Source organism: Brevibacterium sp. CT2-23B, assembly GCF_013168765.1.
Taxonomy (GTDB): domain Bacteria; phylum Actinomycetota; class Actinomycetes; order Actinomycetales; family Brevibacteriaceae; genus Brevibacterium; species Brevibacterium sediminis.
This window is the reverse complement of sequence record NZ_JABBYK010000001.1, coordinates 222,910-239,692: the sequence shown is the minus strand read 5'-3', so window position 1 is coordinate 239,692 and position 16,783 is coordinate 222,910. Positions and strand designations below refer to the sequence as shown.

Annotated in this window: 15 protein-coding genes; 5 read left to right on the top strand and 10 right to left on the bottom strand. The window is 65.1% G+C overall.

The window, feature by feature from the left end; translation table 11 throughout:
- Positions 1-50: 50 nt before the first annotated feature.
- The 4 genes from HIM68_RS01030 to HIM68_RS01015 form a co-directional block, all read right to left on the bottom strand.
- Entirely contained in the window at positions 51-1,328 is a 1,278-nt protein-coding gene (locus HIM68_RS01030; RefSeq protein WP_172168888.1) for an RNA polymerase sigma factor, read from the bottom strand.
- Complete coding sequence (locus HIM68_RS01025) at positions 1,328-1,669, bottom strand: YciI family protein (RefSeq protein WP_139907488.1); 342 nt, start codon at positions 1,667-1,669, stop codon at positions 1,328-1,330. The genes HIM68_RS01030 and HIM68_RS01025 overlap by 1 nt, the downstream gene beginning before the upstream one ends.
- A 121-nt stretch (positions 1,670-1,790) precedes the next feature.
- A complete protein-coding gene (locus tag HIM68_RS01020; RefSeq protein ID WP_139466795.1) occupies positions 1,791-3,215 on the bottom strand; it encodes an NAD(P)H-quinone dehydrogenase in 1,425 nt (474 codons plus the stop codon).
- Between the two features lie 126 nt (positions 3,216-3,341).
- A complete protein-coding gene (locus HIM68_RS01015; protein WP_172168886.1) occupies positions 3,342-3,893 on the bottom strand; it encodes a gamma carbonic anhydrase family protein in 552 nt (183 codons plus the stop codon).
- Between the two features lie 283 nt (positions 3,894-4,176).
- Between HIM68_RS01015 and HIM68_RS01010 the strand changes: the two genes are divergently transcribed.
- A complete protein-coding gene (locus HIM68_RS01010; protein ID WP_009374875.1) occupies positions 4,177-4,425 on the top strand; it encodes a WhiB family transcriptional regulator in 249 nt (82 codons plus the stop codon).
- Between the two features lie 213 nt (positions 4,426-4,638).
- Here HIM68_RS01010 and HIM68_RS01005 read toward each other — a convergent pair whose 3' ends face one another.
- Together HIM68_RS01005 and HIM68_RS01000 are read right to left on the bottom strand one after the other, a co-directional pair.
- Positions 4,639-6,156, bottom strand: a complete 1,518-nt coding sequence (locus HIM68_RS01005) for a sensor histidine kinase (protein ID WP_216656708.1) — start codon at positions 6,154-6,156, stop codon at positions 4,639-4,641.
- A gap of 252 nt (positions 6,157-6,408) precedes the next feature.
- Positions 6,409-11,289 carry an NAD-glutamate dehydrogenase gene (locus tag HIM68_RS01000; protein WP_367647408.1) on the bottom strand — a complete coding sequence of 1,627 codons (4,881 nt, stop codon included), beginning with the start codon at positions 11,287-11,289 and terminating at the stop codon, positions 6,409-6,411.
- 141 nt (positions 11,290-11,430) lie between these two features.
- Between HIM68_RS01000 and HIM68_RS00995 the strand changes: the two genes are divergently transcribed.
- Positions 11,431-11,895, top strand: coding sequence for a DUF2505 domain-containing protein (locus tag HIM68_RS00995; protein WP_139466790.1), 465 nt, complete (start codon positions 11,431-11,433; stop codon positions 11,893-11,895).
- A gap of 19 nt (positions 11,896-11,914) precedes the next feature.
- Here the strand turns inward: HIM68_RS00995 and HIM68_RS00990 are convergent, their stop codons facing one another.
- Genes HIM68_RS00990 through HIM68_RS00980 form a run of 3 tightly spaced genes read right to left on the bottom strand, consistent with a single transcriptional unit; the run spans position 11,915 to position 14,326 of the window.
- Positions 11,915-12,391 carry a hypothetical protein gene (locus tag HIM68_RS00990; protein ID WP_172168882.1) on the bottom strand — a complete coding sequence of 159 codons (477 nt, stop codon included), beginning with the start codon at positions 12,389-12,391 and terminating at the stop codon, positions 11,915-11,917.
- A 10-nt stretch (positions 12,392-12,401) separates the two neighbouring features.
- Positions 12,402-13,679 carry a DNA-binding response regulator gene (locus tag HIM68_RS00985; RefSeq protein ID WP_172170209.1) on the bottom strand — a complete coding sequence of 426 codons (1,278 nt, stop codon included), beginning with the start codon at positions 13,677-13,679 and terminating at the stop codon, positions 12,402-12,404.
- Positions 13,679-14,326 (bottom strand): flagella basal body P-ring formation protein FlgA, encoded by a 648-nt coding sequence (locus tag HIM68_RS00980; protein WP_172168879.1) that lies wholly within the window; start codon positions 14,324-14,326, stop codon positions 13,679-13,681. The genes HIM68_RS00985 and HIM68_RS00980 overlap by 1 nt, the downstream gene beginning before the upstream one ends.
- 159 nt (positions 14,327-14,485) lie before the next feature.
- On the opposite strand from HIM68_RS00980, the gene HIM68_RS00975 reads away from it, so the two are divergent.
- Complete coding sequence (locus HIM68_RS00975) at positions 14,486-14,707, top strand: helix-turn-helix domain-containing protein (RefSeq protein WP_025780784.1); 222 nt, start codon at positions 14,486-14,488, stop codon at positions 14,705-14,707.
- A gap of 37 nt (positions 14,708-14,744) precedes the next feature.
- Here the strand turns inward: HIM68_RS00975 and HIM68_RS00970 are convergent, their stop codons facing one another.
- Positions 14,745-15,260, bottom strand: coding sequence for a hypothetical protein (locus HIM68_RS00970; protein WP_139907483.1), 516 nt, complete (start codon positions 15,258-15,260; stop codon positions 14,745-14,747).
- Positions 15,261-15,409: 149 nt separating this feature from the next.
- On the opposite strand from HIM68_RS00970, the gene HIM68_RS00965 reads away from it, so the two are divergent.
- A complete protein-coding gene (locus tag HIM68_RS00965) occupies positions 15,410-16,312 on the top strand; it encodes a LysM domain-containing protein (protein ID WP_172168876.1) in 903 nt (300 codons plus the stop codon).
- The gene (locus HIM68_RS00960; RefSeq protein ID WP_172168873.1) at positions 16,309-16,779 is read left to right on the top strand and encodes an Rv3235 family protein; all 471 of its coding nucleotides are present in this window, start codon (positions 16,309-16,311) and stop codon (positions 16,777-16,779) included. The genes HIM68_RS00965 and HIM68_RS00960 overlap by 4 nt, the downstream gene beginning before the upstream one ends.
- Positions 16,780-16,783: the final 4 nt, after the last annotated feature.

The following is a 16,783-nucleotide window of genomic DNA, read 5'->3' as shown; positions in this document are numbered from 1 at the left end:
TCGCTCCGGCCTGCGGTCAGGAGTCACGAACACAGAAGTCCCTGCCCGGATCACCGTCGAAGATCGGTGATCCGGGCAGTGATGTATTCGGATTCGGCATCGTTGCCGGGACATTCCAGACCCGCGGCATAGGCGTCCTCGGCCTCCGCCGTACGACCGAGTTCGTCGAGGGTGATCGCCCGTGCGATGTGGAAGGGCCGGTAACGCAGCAGCTGCGGATCGTGGGCCAGTTCACCGAGTGCGCTCATGGCCGCTTCGGGACCCGAGACCTGCCCGAGGGCGATCGCGGTGTTGAGAGCGACGACCGGCGACGGATCGAGGCCGGACAGCATCCGATAGAGCACGAGGATCTGCTTCCAATCCGTGTCGGCGAATCGCGCGGCGTCGGCGTGAAGGGCGGCGATCGCCGCCTGGATGGTGAATGCCCCGGCTCCCGGTTCGCCGGCGGCCACGTCGACGAGTCCGGTCCCTTCGGCGATGAGGCGTGAGTCCCACAGGCTGCGGTCCTGCTCGGCCAGCGGCACCGGCCGGCCATCCGGCGTCACACGGGCGGTCTCACGTGCCCGTGTGAGCAGAAGCAGAGCCAGCAGGCCACGGGCTTCGGTCTGCTCGGGCAGGTATCCGACGAGCAGTCGGGTCAGCCGGATGGCTTCGTGCTGCAGATCGACTCGAGTATGTTCGGGTCCTGCAGTGGCGTTGATGCCCTGAGTGAAGATGAGATAGAGGACGCGCAGCACTCCGGGCAGCCGGTTGCCGAGTTCATCGGGCGCTGGGCGGCCGAAGGGAATCCCGGTCTTGAGGATCCGCTGTTTGGCACGGACGATCCGCTGTTGCATCGTCGCGGTCTCGATGAGGAACCCGGCGGCCACCTCGGCGGTGGTCAGCCCCGAGAGGAAGCGCAGGATGAGCACGATGCGTTCGTCCTCGCGCAGGGTCGGGTGGGAGCAGGTGAAGAACAAGCCGAGGCGCTCGTCGGGCAGATCCGCGGCATCCATCTCCTCGCCGAGGCGCTCCGCGTGATCGTCGTGGTCACCTGGTCGCAGCTCGTCCTCGATGCGTAGGCGGGCGAGATGCCGGGTGCGCGCCTCATCGGAGCGGATGAGATCGATGGCGCGGTTCTTCGCCGTGGCCATCAGCCACGCCTGAGGGCGTTCGGGCACTCCCCTGCCCGACCACGTCTCGACCGCGCGCAGCACGGCATCGTGGAGGGCCTCCTCGGCGAGGTCGAAGTCACGGAACCGGGTGACCAGCGCCGCGAGCAGCCGCCCGTAGTCCTCCTCGCCGATGGCGCTGAGGACGCGGGCGGCCGCATCGGGGTCGGGGTCCATCAGTAGTCGGCCACCGGACGGATCTCGATGTGTCCGGCCTTGGCTGCGGGGCTCTTCTTCGCCCAGGCGATCGCCTCGTCGATATCGGCGACGTCGATGACGTAGCTGCCGCCGACGAACTCGTTCGATTCGGCGAACGGGCCCGAGGTGACAAGCGATTCGCCTCCGGATCCGCTCACCCGGACCCCGAGTTCGGGTCCTTCGAGGGCGAAGCCGCCGACGACGATCCCCGCCTCGCTGATCTCCTTGTCGAATGCCATGAATTCTTCAGGGTCCGCTCCGCCGTCCTCACCGCAGTCAGGATCCTGTGTGCGTCCCATGAGCAGAAGTGCGTATTTCATGTCGTTCTCCTTCGTCGTTCCTCATGTCATGCCGGGCGGCCTGACACCATGATGACGGTCGAGGAGCGACCGGATCGACAGCTGCGGAGAAAAACTTTCCTGCGATCGTCGGATCGACGATTCAGAGGTGACGGTGGAGCTTCCGTGCCGCTTCGGTCAGCGAACCGCTCACCGAGGGGTAGACGACGAAGGAGGCGGAGAGCTGATCGACGGTCAGCCGGTTCTCCACTGCCATGGTGATCGGCAGAATGAGCTCACTGGCTCGGGGACCGACGACGACTCCGCCGAGGATGGAGCCGGATCCGCGCCGAGCGAAGATCTTGACGAAGCCGTCCTCGATGCCGAGCATCTTGGCGCGCGGGTTCGTGTCCAGCGGCAGCATCACGGTGTCGATGTCCGTCGGGTTCTCGCGGTAGTTCTGCTGAGTGAAGCCGACGGTGGCGATCTCGGGTGCGGTGAACACGTTCGATGCTACATTGCGCAATTTGAGAGGCTGCACGGCGTCGCCGAGCGCGTGGTTCATGGCGATCCGCCCCTGCATCGCTGCCACCGAGGCCAGCGGCAGCACACCGGTGCAGTCACCGGCCGCGTAGATTCCGGCCCGCGAGGTCCGCGAAACGCCGTCGACGACGATGTGTCCGGATTCGCTGACCCGGACACCGGCCTTCTCCAGGCCGAGACCTTCGGTGTTCGGAATCGAACCGACGGCCATGAGGCAGTGGGATCCTTCGACACGGCGACCATCGGCGAGCACGACTTCGACTCCGTCGTCGGTGCGAGTCACCGAGGCGGCGCGGGAGCGGGAGAGGACATTCATGCCCTTGTTGCGGAAGACGAATTCGAGCACATCGGCTGCGTCCTCGTCCTGGCCGGGCAGGACCTTCTCACGCGAGGACACGAGGGTCACCTCGGTGCCCAGTGCCCGATAAGCCGAAGCGAACTCGGCACCGGTGACACCGGAGCCGACGACGATGAGGTGCTCGGGCAGTTCGTCGAGGTCGTACAGCTGAGTCCAGGTGAGGATGCGCTCACCGTCAGGCTGCGCAGTGGGCAGCTCACGCGGGTGGGCGCCGACCGAGAGCAGGATCGTCGAGGCCTCGAGGGTGTACTCGGTGCCGCCGGATTCGACGACATGGACCTGGTCGCGACCGGCCAGAGTCGCCTTGCCCTGGATGGCTTTGACACCGGCCCGAATGAGGCCCTCGTAGATGTCGTTGGCCTGAGCGTCGGCGAGGGAGAGGATGCGCTTGTTGACCGCTTCGAGGTCGGCGGTGACTCGGCGCGCAACGGCCTCGGTGTCCTCGGAGTTCTCGATCCGGATTCCGAGCCCGTCGGAGCGCTCGATCTCGTCCATCATCTCCGCGGTGGCGATGAGCGACTTCGACGGCACGACGTCGGTGAGCACGGCGGAACCACCGCACCGATTCTGCTCGATGAGCATGACATCGGCACCGAGCTGAGCCGCGACGAGCGCGGCTTCGTAGCCGCCGGGGCCGCCGCCGATGATGACGACGCGATCTGCAGTGGAATCAAATTCAGTGTTCACATACTGATTGTCTCAAATCGCCACGATGCTGGCGAACGGCCCCCTGGGGATCGACCGAATGGTTCCTTTGGGATCTGGTGGAGATCGGGCCTGGGCCGGTCCGGAATCGGTCCGGTTACGGTCCGATCAGTTCGGGTCGACCACCACGGCGGTGTCCTTGTGCAGGGTCGACAGACGCACATAGGACTGGGCGTTCTGCCGGACCTTCTCCACTCCTTCATCGGTCATCTCCCGGCGCACCTTCGCCGGCACACCTGCGACGAGCGACCGTGCGGGGATCTGCGTGCCTTCGAGGACGACGGCGCCCGCTGCAACGAGGGATTCGCTGCCGATATGGGCGTCGTTGAGCACTGTGGAGTGCATTCCGATGAGCACATCGTCATCGACGACGGCACCGTGAACGAGTGCTTGGTGGCCGATGGAGACGCGCGCGCCGATGACGACGGGCTTGCCGGCGTCGGTGTGCATGACGGTGTTGTCCTGCACGTTCGAGTCCTCACCGATCGTGATCGGGGCGGCTTCGGCGCGCAGAACACAGCCGTAGAAGACGCTGGCGCCCTTCCGCACGTGCACGTCGCCGACGAGAGTGGCACCGGCTGCGACGAACGCCTCCGGATCGATCTGCGGTGTGTGTCCGCCGACGGAGACGATGCGTGGGCTGGCGAGATCGTTGGTCATGAGTCCTCCATTGGTTCACGTGATGTCTGTGTGCATTCACCTGCTGTCTGCATGTGCCTGACAGTCTAGGCGGAGACGCTCAGACAGGCCCGGAAAGACGAATCGCGGACCGATTTGCGCGATCGCCCTCATAGCAGGACAATGGGGAAAATTCTTGTCAGAAATTTCACACTGCCGGACCCTTGTGCGCCCAATTGCGTTATGTGAACCTTGACTGTGAGAGTTGCACGCCCGGAATTCGGGCGTAGTCAACCGCGTTCACTGAATTCGTCGAAAGGTCACCATGGATTGGCGACACCGTGCAGCATGCCTCAATGAGGATCCGGAGCTCTTCTTTCCGATCGGCAACACCGGACCCGCGCTGCTCCAGATTGAGGAAGCAAAGACTGTCTGTCGCCGTTGTGAAGTCGCAGAGACCTGCCTGCAGTGGGCCCTCGAATCCGGTCAGGATGCCGGAGTCTGGGGCGGTCTGAGCGAGGACGAGCGCCGCGCTCTCAAGCGTCGTGCCGCTCGCGCCCGCCGCGCCGGCTGAGTCGCCGGCCATTGAGAAGGCGGTTCCCCCGGACTGCCGAAGCGATAACTGAATCACCAGCCACACCTGCACCGAAGACTGAGTCCCTTGTCCCGACGGCGAAAGATCGTCGTCGGAACAAGGGACTCAGTCGTGTGCGCGCACGAGCGTCCGGCCGAATGTCGACCGACACCGGAGCGTGGCAGCTCTGCGGGTCGGTCCGACGGGCCTCGCTCAGTCGTAGGAGTCCGGGCGCAGCGGAACGTCGAGGACGGCAACTGTTCCGCCGCCTTCGCGCGCCTGCCATTGGATCGAACCTGCCAGGTCGGCCGAGACCAGCGTGCGCACGATCTGCGTGCCCAGACCATTGCCCGGATTCTGCGTCTCCCCCAACCCAATGCCGTCATCGGCGATCGTCACGCTCAGGTGGTCGCCGTTGCGCTCCGGGGTCACCCACACATGGCCGTTGAGCGTCTCCCCCGGTTCCAGGCTCTCGAGGTTCTCGGTGGGGAATCCGTGTTCGATCGCGTTCGTGATCAGCTCCGTGATGGCCAGGGCCAGAGAGGTGGCATCGGCGGAGGAGATGGTTCCGAAGCTTCCGCACCGTTTGAGTTCGATATGCACCAGGGGGCTGGTCAGCTCGGGAGTCAGACGCAGTCCCTTATCGACGACTTCGTCGAAGTCCACTTCGGATTCGACGCCTTGGCTGAGCACATCGTGGACCACGGCGATGATCGAGACCCGGCGCATCGCCTCCGTCAGCGCACCCTTGGCCTCGGGGCTGTCGATGCGGCGGGTCTGCAGCCGCAGCAGGGCGGACACGGTCTGCAGATTGTTCTTCACCCTGTGGTGCATCTCCTTGATCATCGCGTCGCGGGAGAGCAGCTCGCGTTTGCGGCGACGGATCTCTGAGACGTCACGGGCGAGGACGATCGCACCGACCCGCTCACCCTCGTCCGTCAGCGGAATCGCGCGCAGGGACACACTCGTTCGCCCGACTTCGAGTTCGGTCCGCCACGGGGCACGCCCGGTGAGCACCAGTGGGAGGGTCTCATCGACCTGACGCAGCTCTGCACTGAGGTTCGAGACCACCTCGGAGAGATAGCTGCCTTCGATCTCTCCTCCGTAGCCGAGCCGGTGCATGAGCGATACGGCGTTCGGGGAGGCATACTGCACATGCGAATCGCGGTCGAGGATGAAGATGCCGTCGCCGACTCGCGGTTCGCCGTGCCGGGCCCCGGACGGGGCATCGCGATCGGGGAACGTTCCCTGCACGATCATCCGCATCAGAGCCATCGCCGTTTCCCGGTAGTACTTCTCCAGGCGAGACGAACCTCTGCGTCGGACCTCCTCCGAATACCGGACGACGAGCGCGATGGCCTCGCCGCTGCGGATGATCGGCACCGCCTCGGCGAGGATGTCGACGTCAGAGGATCCGGCGCTGATTCCCATCTCTCGGGCCGCGGCAACGTGGGAGACAGAGCTGCGGGTGCTGCTGGCCCGGTCAAGCAGCTCTTTCTCCAGACCGGTCGCACGCGCTCCGATCAGATCCCGGTTGAACAATGTCGCCCCGGTCGTCGATCGGGCATGAGCCAGGACCGTGTAGGCACCGTTGGGCGACGGCACCCACAGCACGAGATCGGCGAAGGAGAGGTCGGCCAACAGCTGCCAGTCGCCGACGAGCAGATGGATGTGTTCGACGTCTGACTCATCCGTGATGCCCTCGGCCGCCAGCAGTTCGTTGAGCACCATACGTTCCTCCAAGGTGAGATCAGCAGACCCGCGTTGCGCGGATCTGCTGAGATGTCGATGTTCAGACGCTACCACTTAATCGGTCGGTGTTCGGACCCACCGAGGCGACTGTGTCCGCACGATCCCAACTGACCTGCCGATCGTGGTCGCCCTGCCGGTCACCGCTGTCGAACCGATCAGGAGTGTCCGGCCGGTCGCGGACGCACTGCCGATCGCGGCCGACCATGGTGTCGACCGCGACCGCAATCGGCCTCAGCCGTTGTGTTCGCTCTCCCAGGCCGAGGAGCGGACCATCGACCGCAGTGAGCGCAGCAGCACAGACAGCGGCGCCTGGGTGACGGAATCGAGACCGAGGATCGTCTCCGTCGTCTCCAGCACCCGCCCCACGACAGTCTCGTTGCGTTCGAGCCATTCGGCCAGGCGCTGCTTCGCCCGTTCGTCCGGGGTTCCGGAGATCGGCGAATCCGTGGCGGCCAGAACCGTGCCGGTCACCGACAGGATCGCGGCGTAGTAGTCGTCACGCATGGATCCGCGGGCCAGCGCAGACCACCGGTCGCTGCGATCGAGCTCTCCGATGAGGGTGAGGATCTGCGAACCGGAGAAGCGTTCGTTCACGGCGTAGTAGACCTCTGCGACATCCTCGGCGGATTCGTTCGCCCGAGCTGCCAGCTGGGTGATGTCGAGCAGCACGAACTCGTCGAGCAGGGCGGCGGAGCGCCACGCGAGTTCGCTCGGCACGCCTTCGTCGATGTAGCTCTGCGCCTTCGCCTGCATGGTCTCGGCATCGTAGCCGTCGACGAGGTCCGGGACCCGGGAGCGCAGTGCTTCGACGACCTTGCCGTACATCTCGATGCCGGAATCGACGTCGAGGCTGTCCGGCGCCTGCTGCACGAGCCAGCGCGAGGAACGATCGAGGACACGCACATAGTCGTGCTGGAGTTTCACCTGCACCTCGGTCGGCACCTGGTTGTCGAGTGCGCACACTGCGTCGAAGAAGTCATCGAGTCCGAAGATCTCCGAGACCACGACGAACACGCGTGCGATCTGCGGCACCGACGCCGGTGTCTCTTCCAACATCCGGTAGATGTAGGTCAGTCCGCCGCGGTCGACGAGCCGGTTGACGAGCTTCGCCGTCGCGATCTCCCGGTGCAACGGGTGTTCGGGGATGAGTTCGCCGTATTTCTCCTGGAGAGCATCCGGGAAGTAGGACACGAGTTCGCGCCGCATCCACGTCTCATCCGGCACGGTGCTGGCAAGGACCTCATCGGCGGCGTGCATCTTCACATAGGCCAGCAGCACGGCCAGTTCAGGCGACACGTAGTAGCTGAACTCGCGTTTGGCGAGCTCATCGGCGTTGGGCAGGAATTCGACCGCCCGGTCGAGATCGGCATTCTTCTCCAGGTAGCCCAGCAGCCGGCCGTAGGTGCCCGACATCGATTCGGTCTGGGCCCGAGCCTCGCCGAGGACGACGTTCTGCGAGTAGTTGTTCGCCAGCACCCGATCGGCGACCTGATCGGTGAACGAGTGCAGGACCGCCTCCCGTTCTTCCGCGGCGAAGGCTCCCTTGTGTAAGAGCGTACGCAGGAGCAGCTTGATGTTGACCTCGTGGTCGGAGCTGTCGACGCCGGCCGAGTTGTCGACGGCGTCGGTGTTGACCTCGACGCCGCCCAGGGCGGCCTCGACACGTCCCAGCTGTGTCACACCGAGATTGCCGCCCTCGCCGATCACCCGCGCCCGCACATCGGCGCCGTCGATGCGGATGGCATCGTTGGACTTATCGCCGACGTCGGCGTGGCTCTCGCTCGAGGCCTTGATATAGGTGCCGATACCGCCGTTGTAGACGAGGTCGACCGGTGCCTTGAGGATCTCCGACATGAGGTCGGCGGGGCTGCGCTTTCCGGGTTCGACTCCGAGCACCGAGGCGGCTTCGGGGCTGAGGTCGATCGACTTCGCCGACCGGGAGAAGACTCCGCCTCCTGAGGAGATGAGGTCCCTGTCGTAGTCCTGCCAGCTCGAACGCGGCAGGTCGAAGAGGCGTTGGCGTTCGACGAAGCTGCGGGCGGCGTCGGGGTTCGGATCGAGGAAGATGTCCCGGTGGTCGAATGCCGCGACGAGGCGGATGTGCTCGCTGCGCAGCATGCCGTTGCCGAAGACGTCACCGCTCATATCGCCGATGCCCACGACGGTGAAGTCCTCGGCGGCGGTGTTGAGTCCGAGTTCGCGGAAGTGGCGTTCGACGGATTTCCACGCGCCCCGGGAGGTGATGGCCATCGCCTTGTGGTCGTAGCCGACCGATCCGCCGGATGCGAAGGCGTCGCCGAGCCAGAATCCGCGGCGTTCGGCGATCGCGTTGGCCACATCGGAGAACCGTGCCGTGCCCTTGTCGGCGGCGACGACGAGATAGTAGTCGTCTCCATCGTGGCGGACGACACGGTCGGGGTGGACGACGACGCTGGAGTCGTCGCTGCCGTAGGTGAGGTTGTCCGCAACCTCGAGCATGCTTTCGATGAACACCTCGTAGGCGGCCTGACCGGCGGCCATCCACGCGTCCCGATCGCTCATCGGCGGCAGCTGCTTGGGGAAGAAGCCGCCCTTCGCCCCGGTGGGCACGATGAGCGCGTTCTTGACCATCTGGGCCTTGACGAGACCGAGGACCTCGGTGCGGAAGTCATCGCGACGATCCGACCACCGCAGCCCTCCGCGGGCGACGGTGCCGAAACGCAGGTGCACGCCCTCGACCTGCGGGGAATACACCCACATCTCCAGAGCCGGCTTCGGCTTCGGCACGAAGCTGAGCTCGTCGGGCCGGATCTTGAGCACCAGGGCGGTGGGCAGAGCACCGGATTCGTCGATGTAGTAGTTCGTGCGCAGGGTCGCCCGCAGCAGTTCCAGCGAGGAGCGCAGCACACGGTCGGCGTCGAGGCTGGCCACTTCGCTGAGGGCGGCTTCGATCGCGTCGTCGATCTCGGTCATCGTCGCTTCGCGTCCGGCGTCGTCGACGTCGGGATCGAACTTGGCGGAGAAGTAGTCGACGAGCAGCTTCGAGATCTGCGGGTTGTCGCTGTAGACCTCACCGACATAGGCGTCGGAATAGGTGAATCCCGCCTGGCGCAGGTACTTGCCCAGTGCGCGGATGATCGTCACATGCTGCCAGGAGAGTCCGGCGACGACGAGGCGGTCGAAGACCCCAGCTTCCTTCTTGCCGTCCCAGCCGGCCATGAAGGCCTCGGCGATGCGGTCGTAGTCGTCATCGGCCAGCTCTTCGGAGAAGCTGAGTCCGAAGTCGTAGATGTAACGATGGGAACCGTCGGCGAGGTCGAGTTCGTGGGGTCGTTCGTCGACGACGTCGGCGCCGAAGGCCGTGAGGAAGGGCAGGACCTCGGACAGGCTGACCCGGTCACGACGATAGAGGACGAGGCGCACGGAGGCATCGGTGTTCTGTTCGGGACGGTAGAGGCGCACCGCCGGACCGTGACCGGCGTCGAGGGCTTCGAACCGACCGACATCGGCGACCGCCTCGGCGGGGGTGTGGTGCTCGCCGTAGCTGGGAGGGAACGCCTTCGACCACAGGTCGGCCCGGGCATGCGAGGCGCCGGAATCGCCGGTCTCGGCGGGGACGAGGAACGCGTGGACGTCTTCGGACCAGGAGCGAACGGCCCCGACGATGCGTGCCTCGACTTCGTCGGCGCCGATCTGCGGCAGTTCGCAGTCACGGGCGACGCGGGCCACGAAGTGGATGCGGGCCAGCGCGGATTCACTCAGCAGCACATCGAAGTCGACGCTGTCGGCGTTGTAGAACTTGCGCAGCACTTCCTGCACGCGCACTCGAGCGTCGGTGTTGTAGAGGTCGCGCGGGAGGTAGAGGATGACGGAGACGAAGCGCTGGTAGGGGTCGGTGCGGACGAACACGCGGGACTCACGACGCTCCTGCATGTCGACGATCTCCATGACGACGTCATAGATCTCCTCGGTGCCCTCGTGGAGCAGGTCCTCGCGGGGATAGTTCTCAAGGACGCCGAGAAGTTCATTGGCCGAGTGGGATCCGGTGGGGAATCCGCTGGCCGAGAGGATCTTCGCGACCTTCCTGTCGATGACCGGGATGTTGAGGACGCTGTCGTTGTAGAACTCGGGTTTGAACACTCCGACGAAGCGCCGCTCGCCGACGATCTCACCGTCGGCATCGAAGGTCTTCACGCCGATGTAGTCCATGAATGAGGATCGGATGACGCGGGAGCGGGAGTTCGCCTTCGTCAGCACCAGCACATGCGGTTCGAGCGCTTTGTCGGCGACCGCCCGGCTGAGCGGTGACTTCACGAGGGGGCGCAGTGCGGAGATGCCCATCGAGGTGTCCTCGATCGGTTCGAGGCTGCTGTGTTCGGCGTCGTGGGTGTAGTCGTATTCGCGGTAGCCGAGGAAGGTGAAGTGTCCGTCGAGCCAGGTGAGCAGGGCGGCGGCGGATTCGGCTTCTGAGGCCAACTCCGGGCGCGGCGCGTGTGCGCTCAGCTCGGCGGCGATGTCTTTGGCCTTCGCGGCCATCGCCTGGGCATCGCGCGCTGCCGCGGCCACGTAGTCGAGGACCCCGCGCAGCCGTTCTTCGAGTGCATCGAAGTCGCTTTCGGAGATGCGGTCGATCTCGAGGCGGATCCAGGACTGCTGCTGTGGGGCGCCGTCTTCGCTGTCGGCAGGATCTTCGGAGACCGTCGGAATGCTCGCCGTGTCCGCACTGAGCGTGGGGGCCTCTGCCGGGGAGAGGATCTTCTCGTCCGGGCCGTTGCCGGTGACTGTGATGATCGGGTGGTGCACGCGGCGGATCGCCCTGCCGTTGGCAGCGAGGTCGCTGACGATCGAGGACACGAGATGGGGCATATCGGCGAGCACGATGGCGATGACCGTGTGGTTGTCGCTGAATTCCGGCGAGTCGACGCTCGGATTGTAGATCGCGATCGCCGGACGCTCACCGTCGTATTCGGTGCCGAGCGCGAAGTGACGGGCCGCCGCGGCCGCGTAGGCCTCGGGATCGGTCGCCCCTGTTTCGAACCGCGGATAGTACGCATCGAGGAAGTTGTCGGGAGCCGATTGCCCCCTCTGCTTTCTCCACTCTTCTGCAACGTTCGAAATTGAGACCTGAGTCACTGTTTCACCTCTATGATCAACGAGCATTCGTCACGCGATTCGACGCCGAATCGTCATTCCCCACACTATGCCCAAATATCGAGAAAGGCACGCCGAGCGGCCTACGGTGAAGTACCGTTCATTCGCTGGCAAACTGGAGCTATGCGATCTCTGACTCTCAATCATGAATATTCGGTTGATCTGTCGACATTCTTGGCCAAACTCGCCGACCCCGGCGTGTGGGAGAAGCTCGGTTCCGAGGCCAGTGCCGAATACATCGACCCCGACACGGAGATGACCGTGCGGACCCCGATGCCCAAGGCCGAGCTTCCATCGGCTCTGGCCTCTCGGCTTCCCGACAACACCGTGCTGGTCGAGGTGTACATGATTCCCGGGGATGTCCTCGGTGATGATGCCGAGATCCGCATGTCCGCACGCGCCGCAGGCGTCCCCGTCGAGATCGATGCGGTCCTCGAACTGCGCGAGGCCGAGTCAGTGACGAAGCTGGCCGCTCATGCCGAGATCAGCTCGTCGATCCCGATGTTCGGCGCAATGATCGAACAGGCTGTGGTCCCGATCCTGGAGAAGCGCCTGAGCGACCGGCTGCGCCGCTTCGAATCCGCCTGATCCCGGGGCCGGCGTCGGTTCAGGCCTGGTCGCCGAGCAGCTGTTCCAGTTCGGAAGAGTCGTACCACAGCAGATCGGAAGCGCCGAGGTGGTCCTCGGCTGCACTGGAGTCCGTGTCCTCGGCCAGCTGCACCGCCTCATCCCAGACGGCGTCCTCGTCGAGGTGGAAGCTCGCAACCCGGACCATGTCGACATCGGCAAGGGTGATGAGCTCGAAGCCTTCGGTCAGCGGCGCGGCCGGGCTGGACTCTGGGGCGTCATAGGCCACGATGACACGCCGCTCGGGAGCCGCCTCGGTGCCGATCTCGGCTTCAGCAGGAGCGAACACTGCGTTCGCGGCCAGTGCCGCGGCGATGCACATGGCGTCGAATTCAGCGGATTCGAACTCCTCACCGCGCAGACGGCGCCCCTGAGCGTCGGGGGCGACGGCGCGGACGTCGGTCAGCGTCGAACGCAGCGCGGTCAGGGTGGTGGGAATGTAGCAGCGAATGGCCATGCCCCTCATCCTAGTCCTGTGGTCCGCTCCCCTGGCTCACCCTGACTTTCTGCGGGCGTCCGCGGCGGCCGGCGCCGCGACGGTCACGGCCGCCGACGGATCTGCGAGAACGGCGGCGGCCCGGCAGAAGCTCGTCGATCATCGCCGCGATGTCCCCGACGAGGACGGACCGGGGATTCTGCTCCTGCAGAGTGTGGCCGGCGAGCATCGCCGCATCGGCCGTGGGCCGGTCATCTCTGAGAATGAAGTCCGGAGTGATCCGGGCGAATCGATCGAGGACTTCACTGATCCGCGTCTCAGCGGGATGGCCGACCGCACTCGAGCGCACCTTCGTGATCACCAGCCGCATCTTCTCGCGCACCGCCTCGGCCCGTGGTGTGCCCAGGAGTTTGACCAGTCGCTGCAGGCCGATCGGTTCCCCTGCTGCGAGGACGAGCACGATATCGGCGGCCTCGAGCGCGGCACGGGTGGCGCAGTGTCGATCGTAGAAGGGGTCGGCGAGGTCGTCATCGGGATCGATGCGGTCGCTGACGTCGACGATGACGACATCGTAGACCTTGGCCAGGCGTTTGAGCACAGACTCGAGGACGGAGGCACGGATCTCCGGCCACCTCTCGGGCCGAGTCAGCCCGGTCACCGCATGGAAGCTCTCACGGATCGATGCATGCGGCACCGCATGCGCACCGAAGCGCCCGACCGGGTCCGACTGCGACCGGCAGAGGCTGGCCAGATGCGAAGATTCCTCTGTCAGCCCGAGGGTGGACGCGACCATGCCGGAGACCGTGTCAGCGTCGACGACGACGCTGCGCTTGCCCTGACGAGAGGCCTGATCAGCGAGGTTGACGGCAGTGAGAGTGCGTCCGGGCGACGAACCGGTCCCCCAGACCGTGATGACCATTCCCGCTCCTCCGACCGGCCCCGGCGGCGATATCGGACGCGGCGGGACCACAGTGGAGGCACGGAGGTCGTCGATCGCCGCGGCCATCGTCGTCGCGTCGGCGTCCGTTGCGACGACGGCGCTGATGCCGACTGCTTCGAGGGCGTGCGCGTCGTCGCCGAATCCGAGCACCTTCGCACCGGAGGCTGTGATCGCGGCAACCACCTCCGCGTCGAGGCCGGGAAAGTAGCAGCCGATGATGACGACATCGGCTCCGCCGGTGCGGCAGTGTGCCAGCAGCTCCACCTCGTCGGCGGGGCGGGCGACGATCGTGACGTCGTCGATCTCGCTGAGCAGCTCGAAGAGGATGAGGTCGTATTCGAAGTCGACCGCCAGCAGGACCTGCGTCATCACTGCTCGCTTTCATCGGCAGGAACGAACGGGGCACCGACCACGGAGAGCACACTGCGTCCGTCGAGTGCGGCAAGCACGCCGGGCAGGTCCACCGAGCCGACGAACACTTCGATGCGGGCGCCGTCACCTGCCCCGAAGCTGCCTACATCTCGATTGATATGAGCGACCGGGGCCGAATCGACGATCTGCTCCGGCGGTGTGCCGTCATCGTCGAGCCCGTTCTGCTCCGGCTGGGCCCAGACGTCGACGAGGCTGCCCGAGTCGACGACGCTCGGGACTGAGCCGGCGATGTCGATGGCTACGACTCGCCCCTCGAGTTCTGACACTGGCGCCACCGCCGAGGCAGCCAGCAGTTCGCCTGCCGCCACGACGCTGCGCACGCTCGTGTTCGTCGGCAGCTCGGAATCGGCAGAGAGATACTTCTTGCCGAGACTGGCGAGATTGACCTCGGCCACTGTGAGGTCGGCCGGTTCGAGGATCTCACCGGGGACGAGTGCGCGTGCGCTCGCCCAGACCCGGGTGGTCGAGTTCGCCGAGGTGACGAGCAGGTAGGTTCCGACGACCGCGAGGACGACGAGCATCGCACCGACGAGGAGGCGCGCATCGGTCCAGCGGGGTCGTCGGATTCTTTTCGAGAGCTCCATTGCATCTCCAGATTCGCAGAAGTTTCGCTGACAGAAACTGCTTCTCAGTGATAATATTGGGCATCAAATGATGCCAAAGCAAGGTTTTTGGCCGAATGGACTAACAAGCAGATGGACATCTGGTGGCAGATGGACATTTGGAATGGGAGAAGACACCTCATGGCCGTCGAAAGTCGCTTCCTGCCGCTGACCGATGTGGCCGAGCTGCTCAATGTCTCGATCGCACAAGCTCGGGCCCTGGTCCGCTCTGGCGATCTCCGCGCCATCAAAGTCGGAGGGCGCGGCCAGTGGCGTGTCGAGAAGTCCGAGATCGAAGCGTATATCCAGCGCATGTACGAGCGCACCGAGTACCAGATCAAGACCGGTTCTATCGAGGACTGACCCACTCGCTTCGGCTCTGATCTCCATCATGGACGAGTCATCCGAAGGGATTCGTCCGGGCGTGGACGGCGTTGATCGCCGCGAAGGGAATGATCCTGCCAGCGATTTCGACATAGTCGGAAGCAACGAGGGCGCATCGCCCCCGAATGCTGCCCGCACGGTCCGCGACATCGATCGACACCTCTTCATAGGCGGCTGACCAGCGGCGCAGCGCCGATCCCAGGCCCAATCTCTCCAGCCCGCCAGCGTCGAATCGATGCACTCTCGTGGTCAGCCTGAATCCGCGGACAGCCCTGATTGCAATGACGGAGACTTCGACTCCGGCGAGGACGATGATGTTCCGACCGAGGAAGCACGCCGTCCCCGTGATATCCCGATCCGGCATCGTCACCTGCACCGTCGATCCCAGCGCCCCGCGCATCCGTTCGAGCAAAGTCCTCTCGGCCGCCTGACCGGCCACCTCGTCACCGAATTCGCCTCTCCTGACGTGCGCCTGCGCCGCCGCGTCGGCGGCTTCGATATCCGCCAGGAGTGCATCGATCCGATCGTCCATAATCGCCAAGCCTGCCCCAGCTGTAGTCCACTTTCAAGACTTGAAATGAAGACGCACCGAACTACAGTCATGTAGTTAGAGCTGACCCATTGACACCAAATAACATCTAACGGCATCATTATGTTCAATATCCAATGGAGGATGTCTAGATGTATCTCTTGATCGCATGTGCGAGTTCGTGGCTGGTCCTGCTCGGTTCGTTCGCCGCTGCGTGGGAGCGGCTTCCTCAGCCGTGGACGACCAGCGACGTCGTCGTCATCGTCATCATCGGCACCGGATCGCTCTTGTTCGCACGGATCGGACTCATCTCTCTGCTGGCCCTGCTGCTGCAGGTCCTTCCCACCGGCCGTTTCCGGTCGGCGCTTGCCGGATTGGTCGTCACGGCAATGCCCCGGATACTCGCGTCGAGTGTTCTTGCCATCGTCTCTGCCGGCCTCGTGGTCCACTCCGCTCAAGCAGCACCGCTCGCTGGTCCCGGCCCTGACCCCGCATCGTCCGCACAGGCTCCTTCCGTCGCTGCGCCGTCTGCGCATACTCCGTCCGCCCCTGCCGACCCCGGCTGGCCGACGATCGACGATGATCAGAGGTCTGCGGACCCATCCGACGATGCGGGACGGTCTCAGGATGAGCAGCCGCCAGACGGTTCCAAGCCGCGAAAGGAATCCGAGCCACCCGCCCGAGTCCGCCCGCCCGATCCCGGCTGGCCCACAGAACCGCCCGCAGACAGAGCGCCTTCAGCACCACCGGCCGACCGGCCGTCGGACGGGCCGATGGAGGGGCCCGGCGAATCCGACCAGTCAGGCGAATCCGACCACAGCAGGGAGCCGAATGAGCCAGGCGACAGTGACTCTGCCGCCGAGCCCGCGGATCCTGGAACCGCCACACATGTTGTGGCTCAAGGGGAGAGCCTGTGGTCGATAGCTGCCGATCTGGCCGAGACCCCAGAAGAGATCCCCCAGCTCGTCGCGCACGTCTATGCCGCCAATGAGGACACCATCGGACCCGATCCGAGCCTCATCATCGCAGGTCAGAGATTGGAGATTCAGAAATGACCGCCCCACTCACCCTCACTCGGCCGCAGGCGTCGGCACCGCCTCGGCGAGAGGTCGCAGCGTCGTCCACGGAATCGCAGAATCGCCGGGTCAGCGGGCAGGTCCGGGGCCTGGAAATCGCGGACGACCGGGCGCGGATCGCGGCCACGGCCACCTCGTTGGCGATAGCCTGCCTCGAAGTCCTCTCCGGCGTCAGACGCAGCGAGACGATCGCCCGATGGGTCCAACCGGAGCTGCTGGCGAAGATCGACCACCGCTGTCAGCTGCGCGCCGAGGTGGCACCCCACAGGGCGACCGTGCCCGGAACACGGACGGTGAGGCCGGGAACCGCGCACGTCTGCCAGATCAGCCCTGAGATCGCCGAGGTCACAGTCATCGTCGCCGCCGCAAATCGCGTCCGGGCGGTGGCAGTCCGCTTGGAACTGCTCACTACCCGGTGGACGCTGACTGCGCTGCAGACGATGTGAGCCG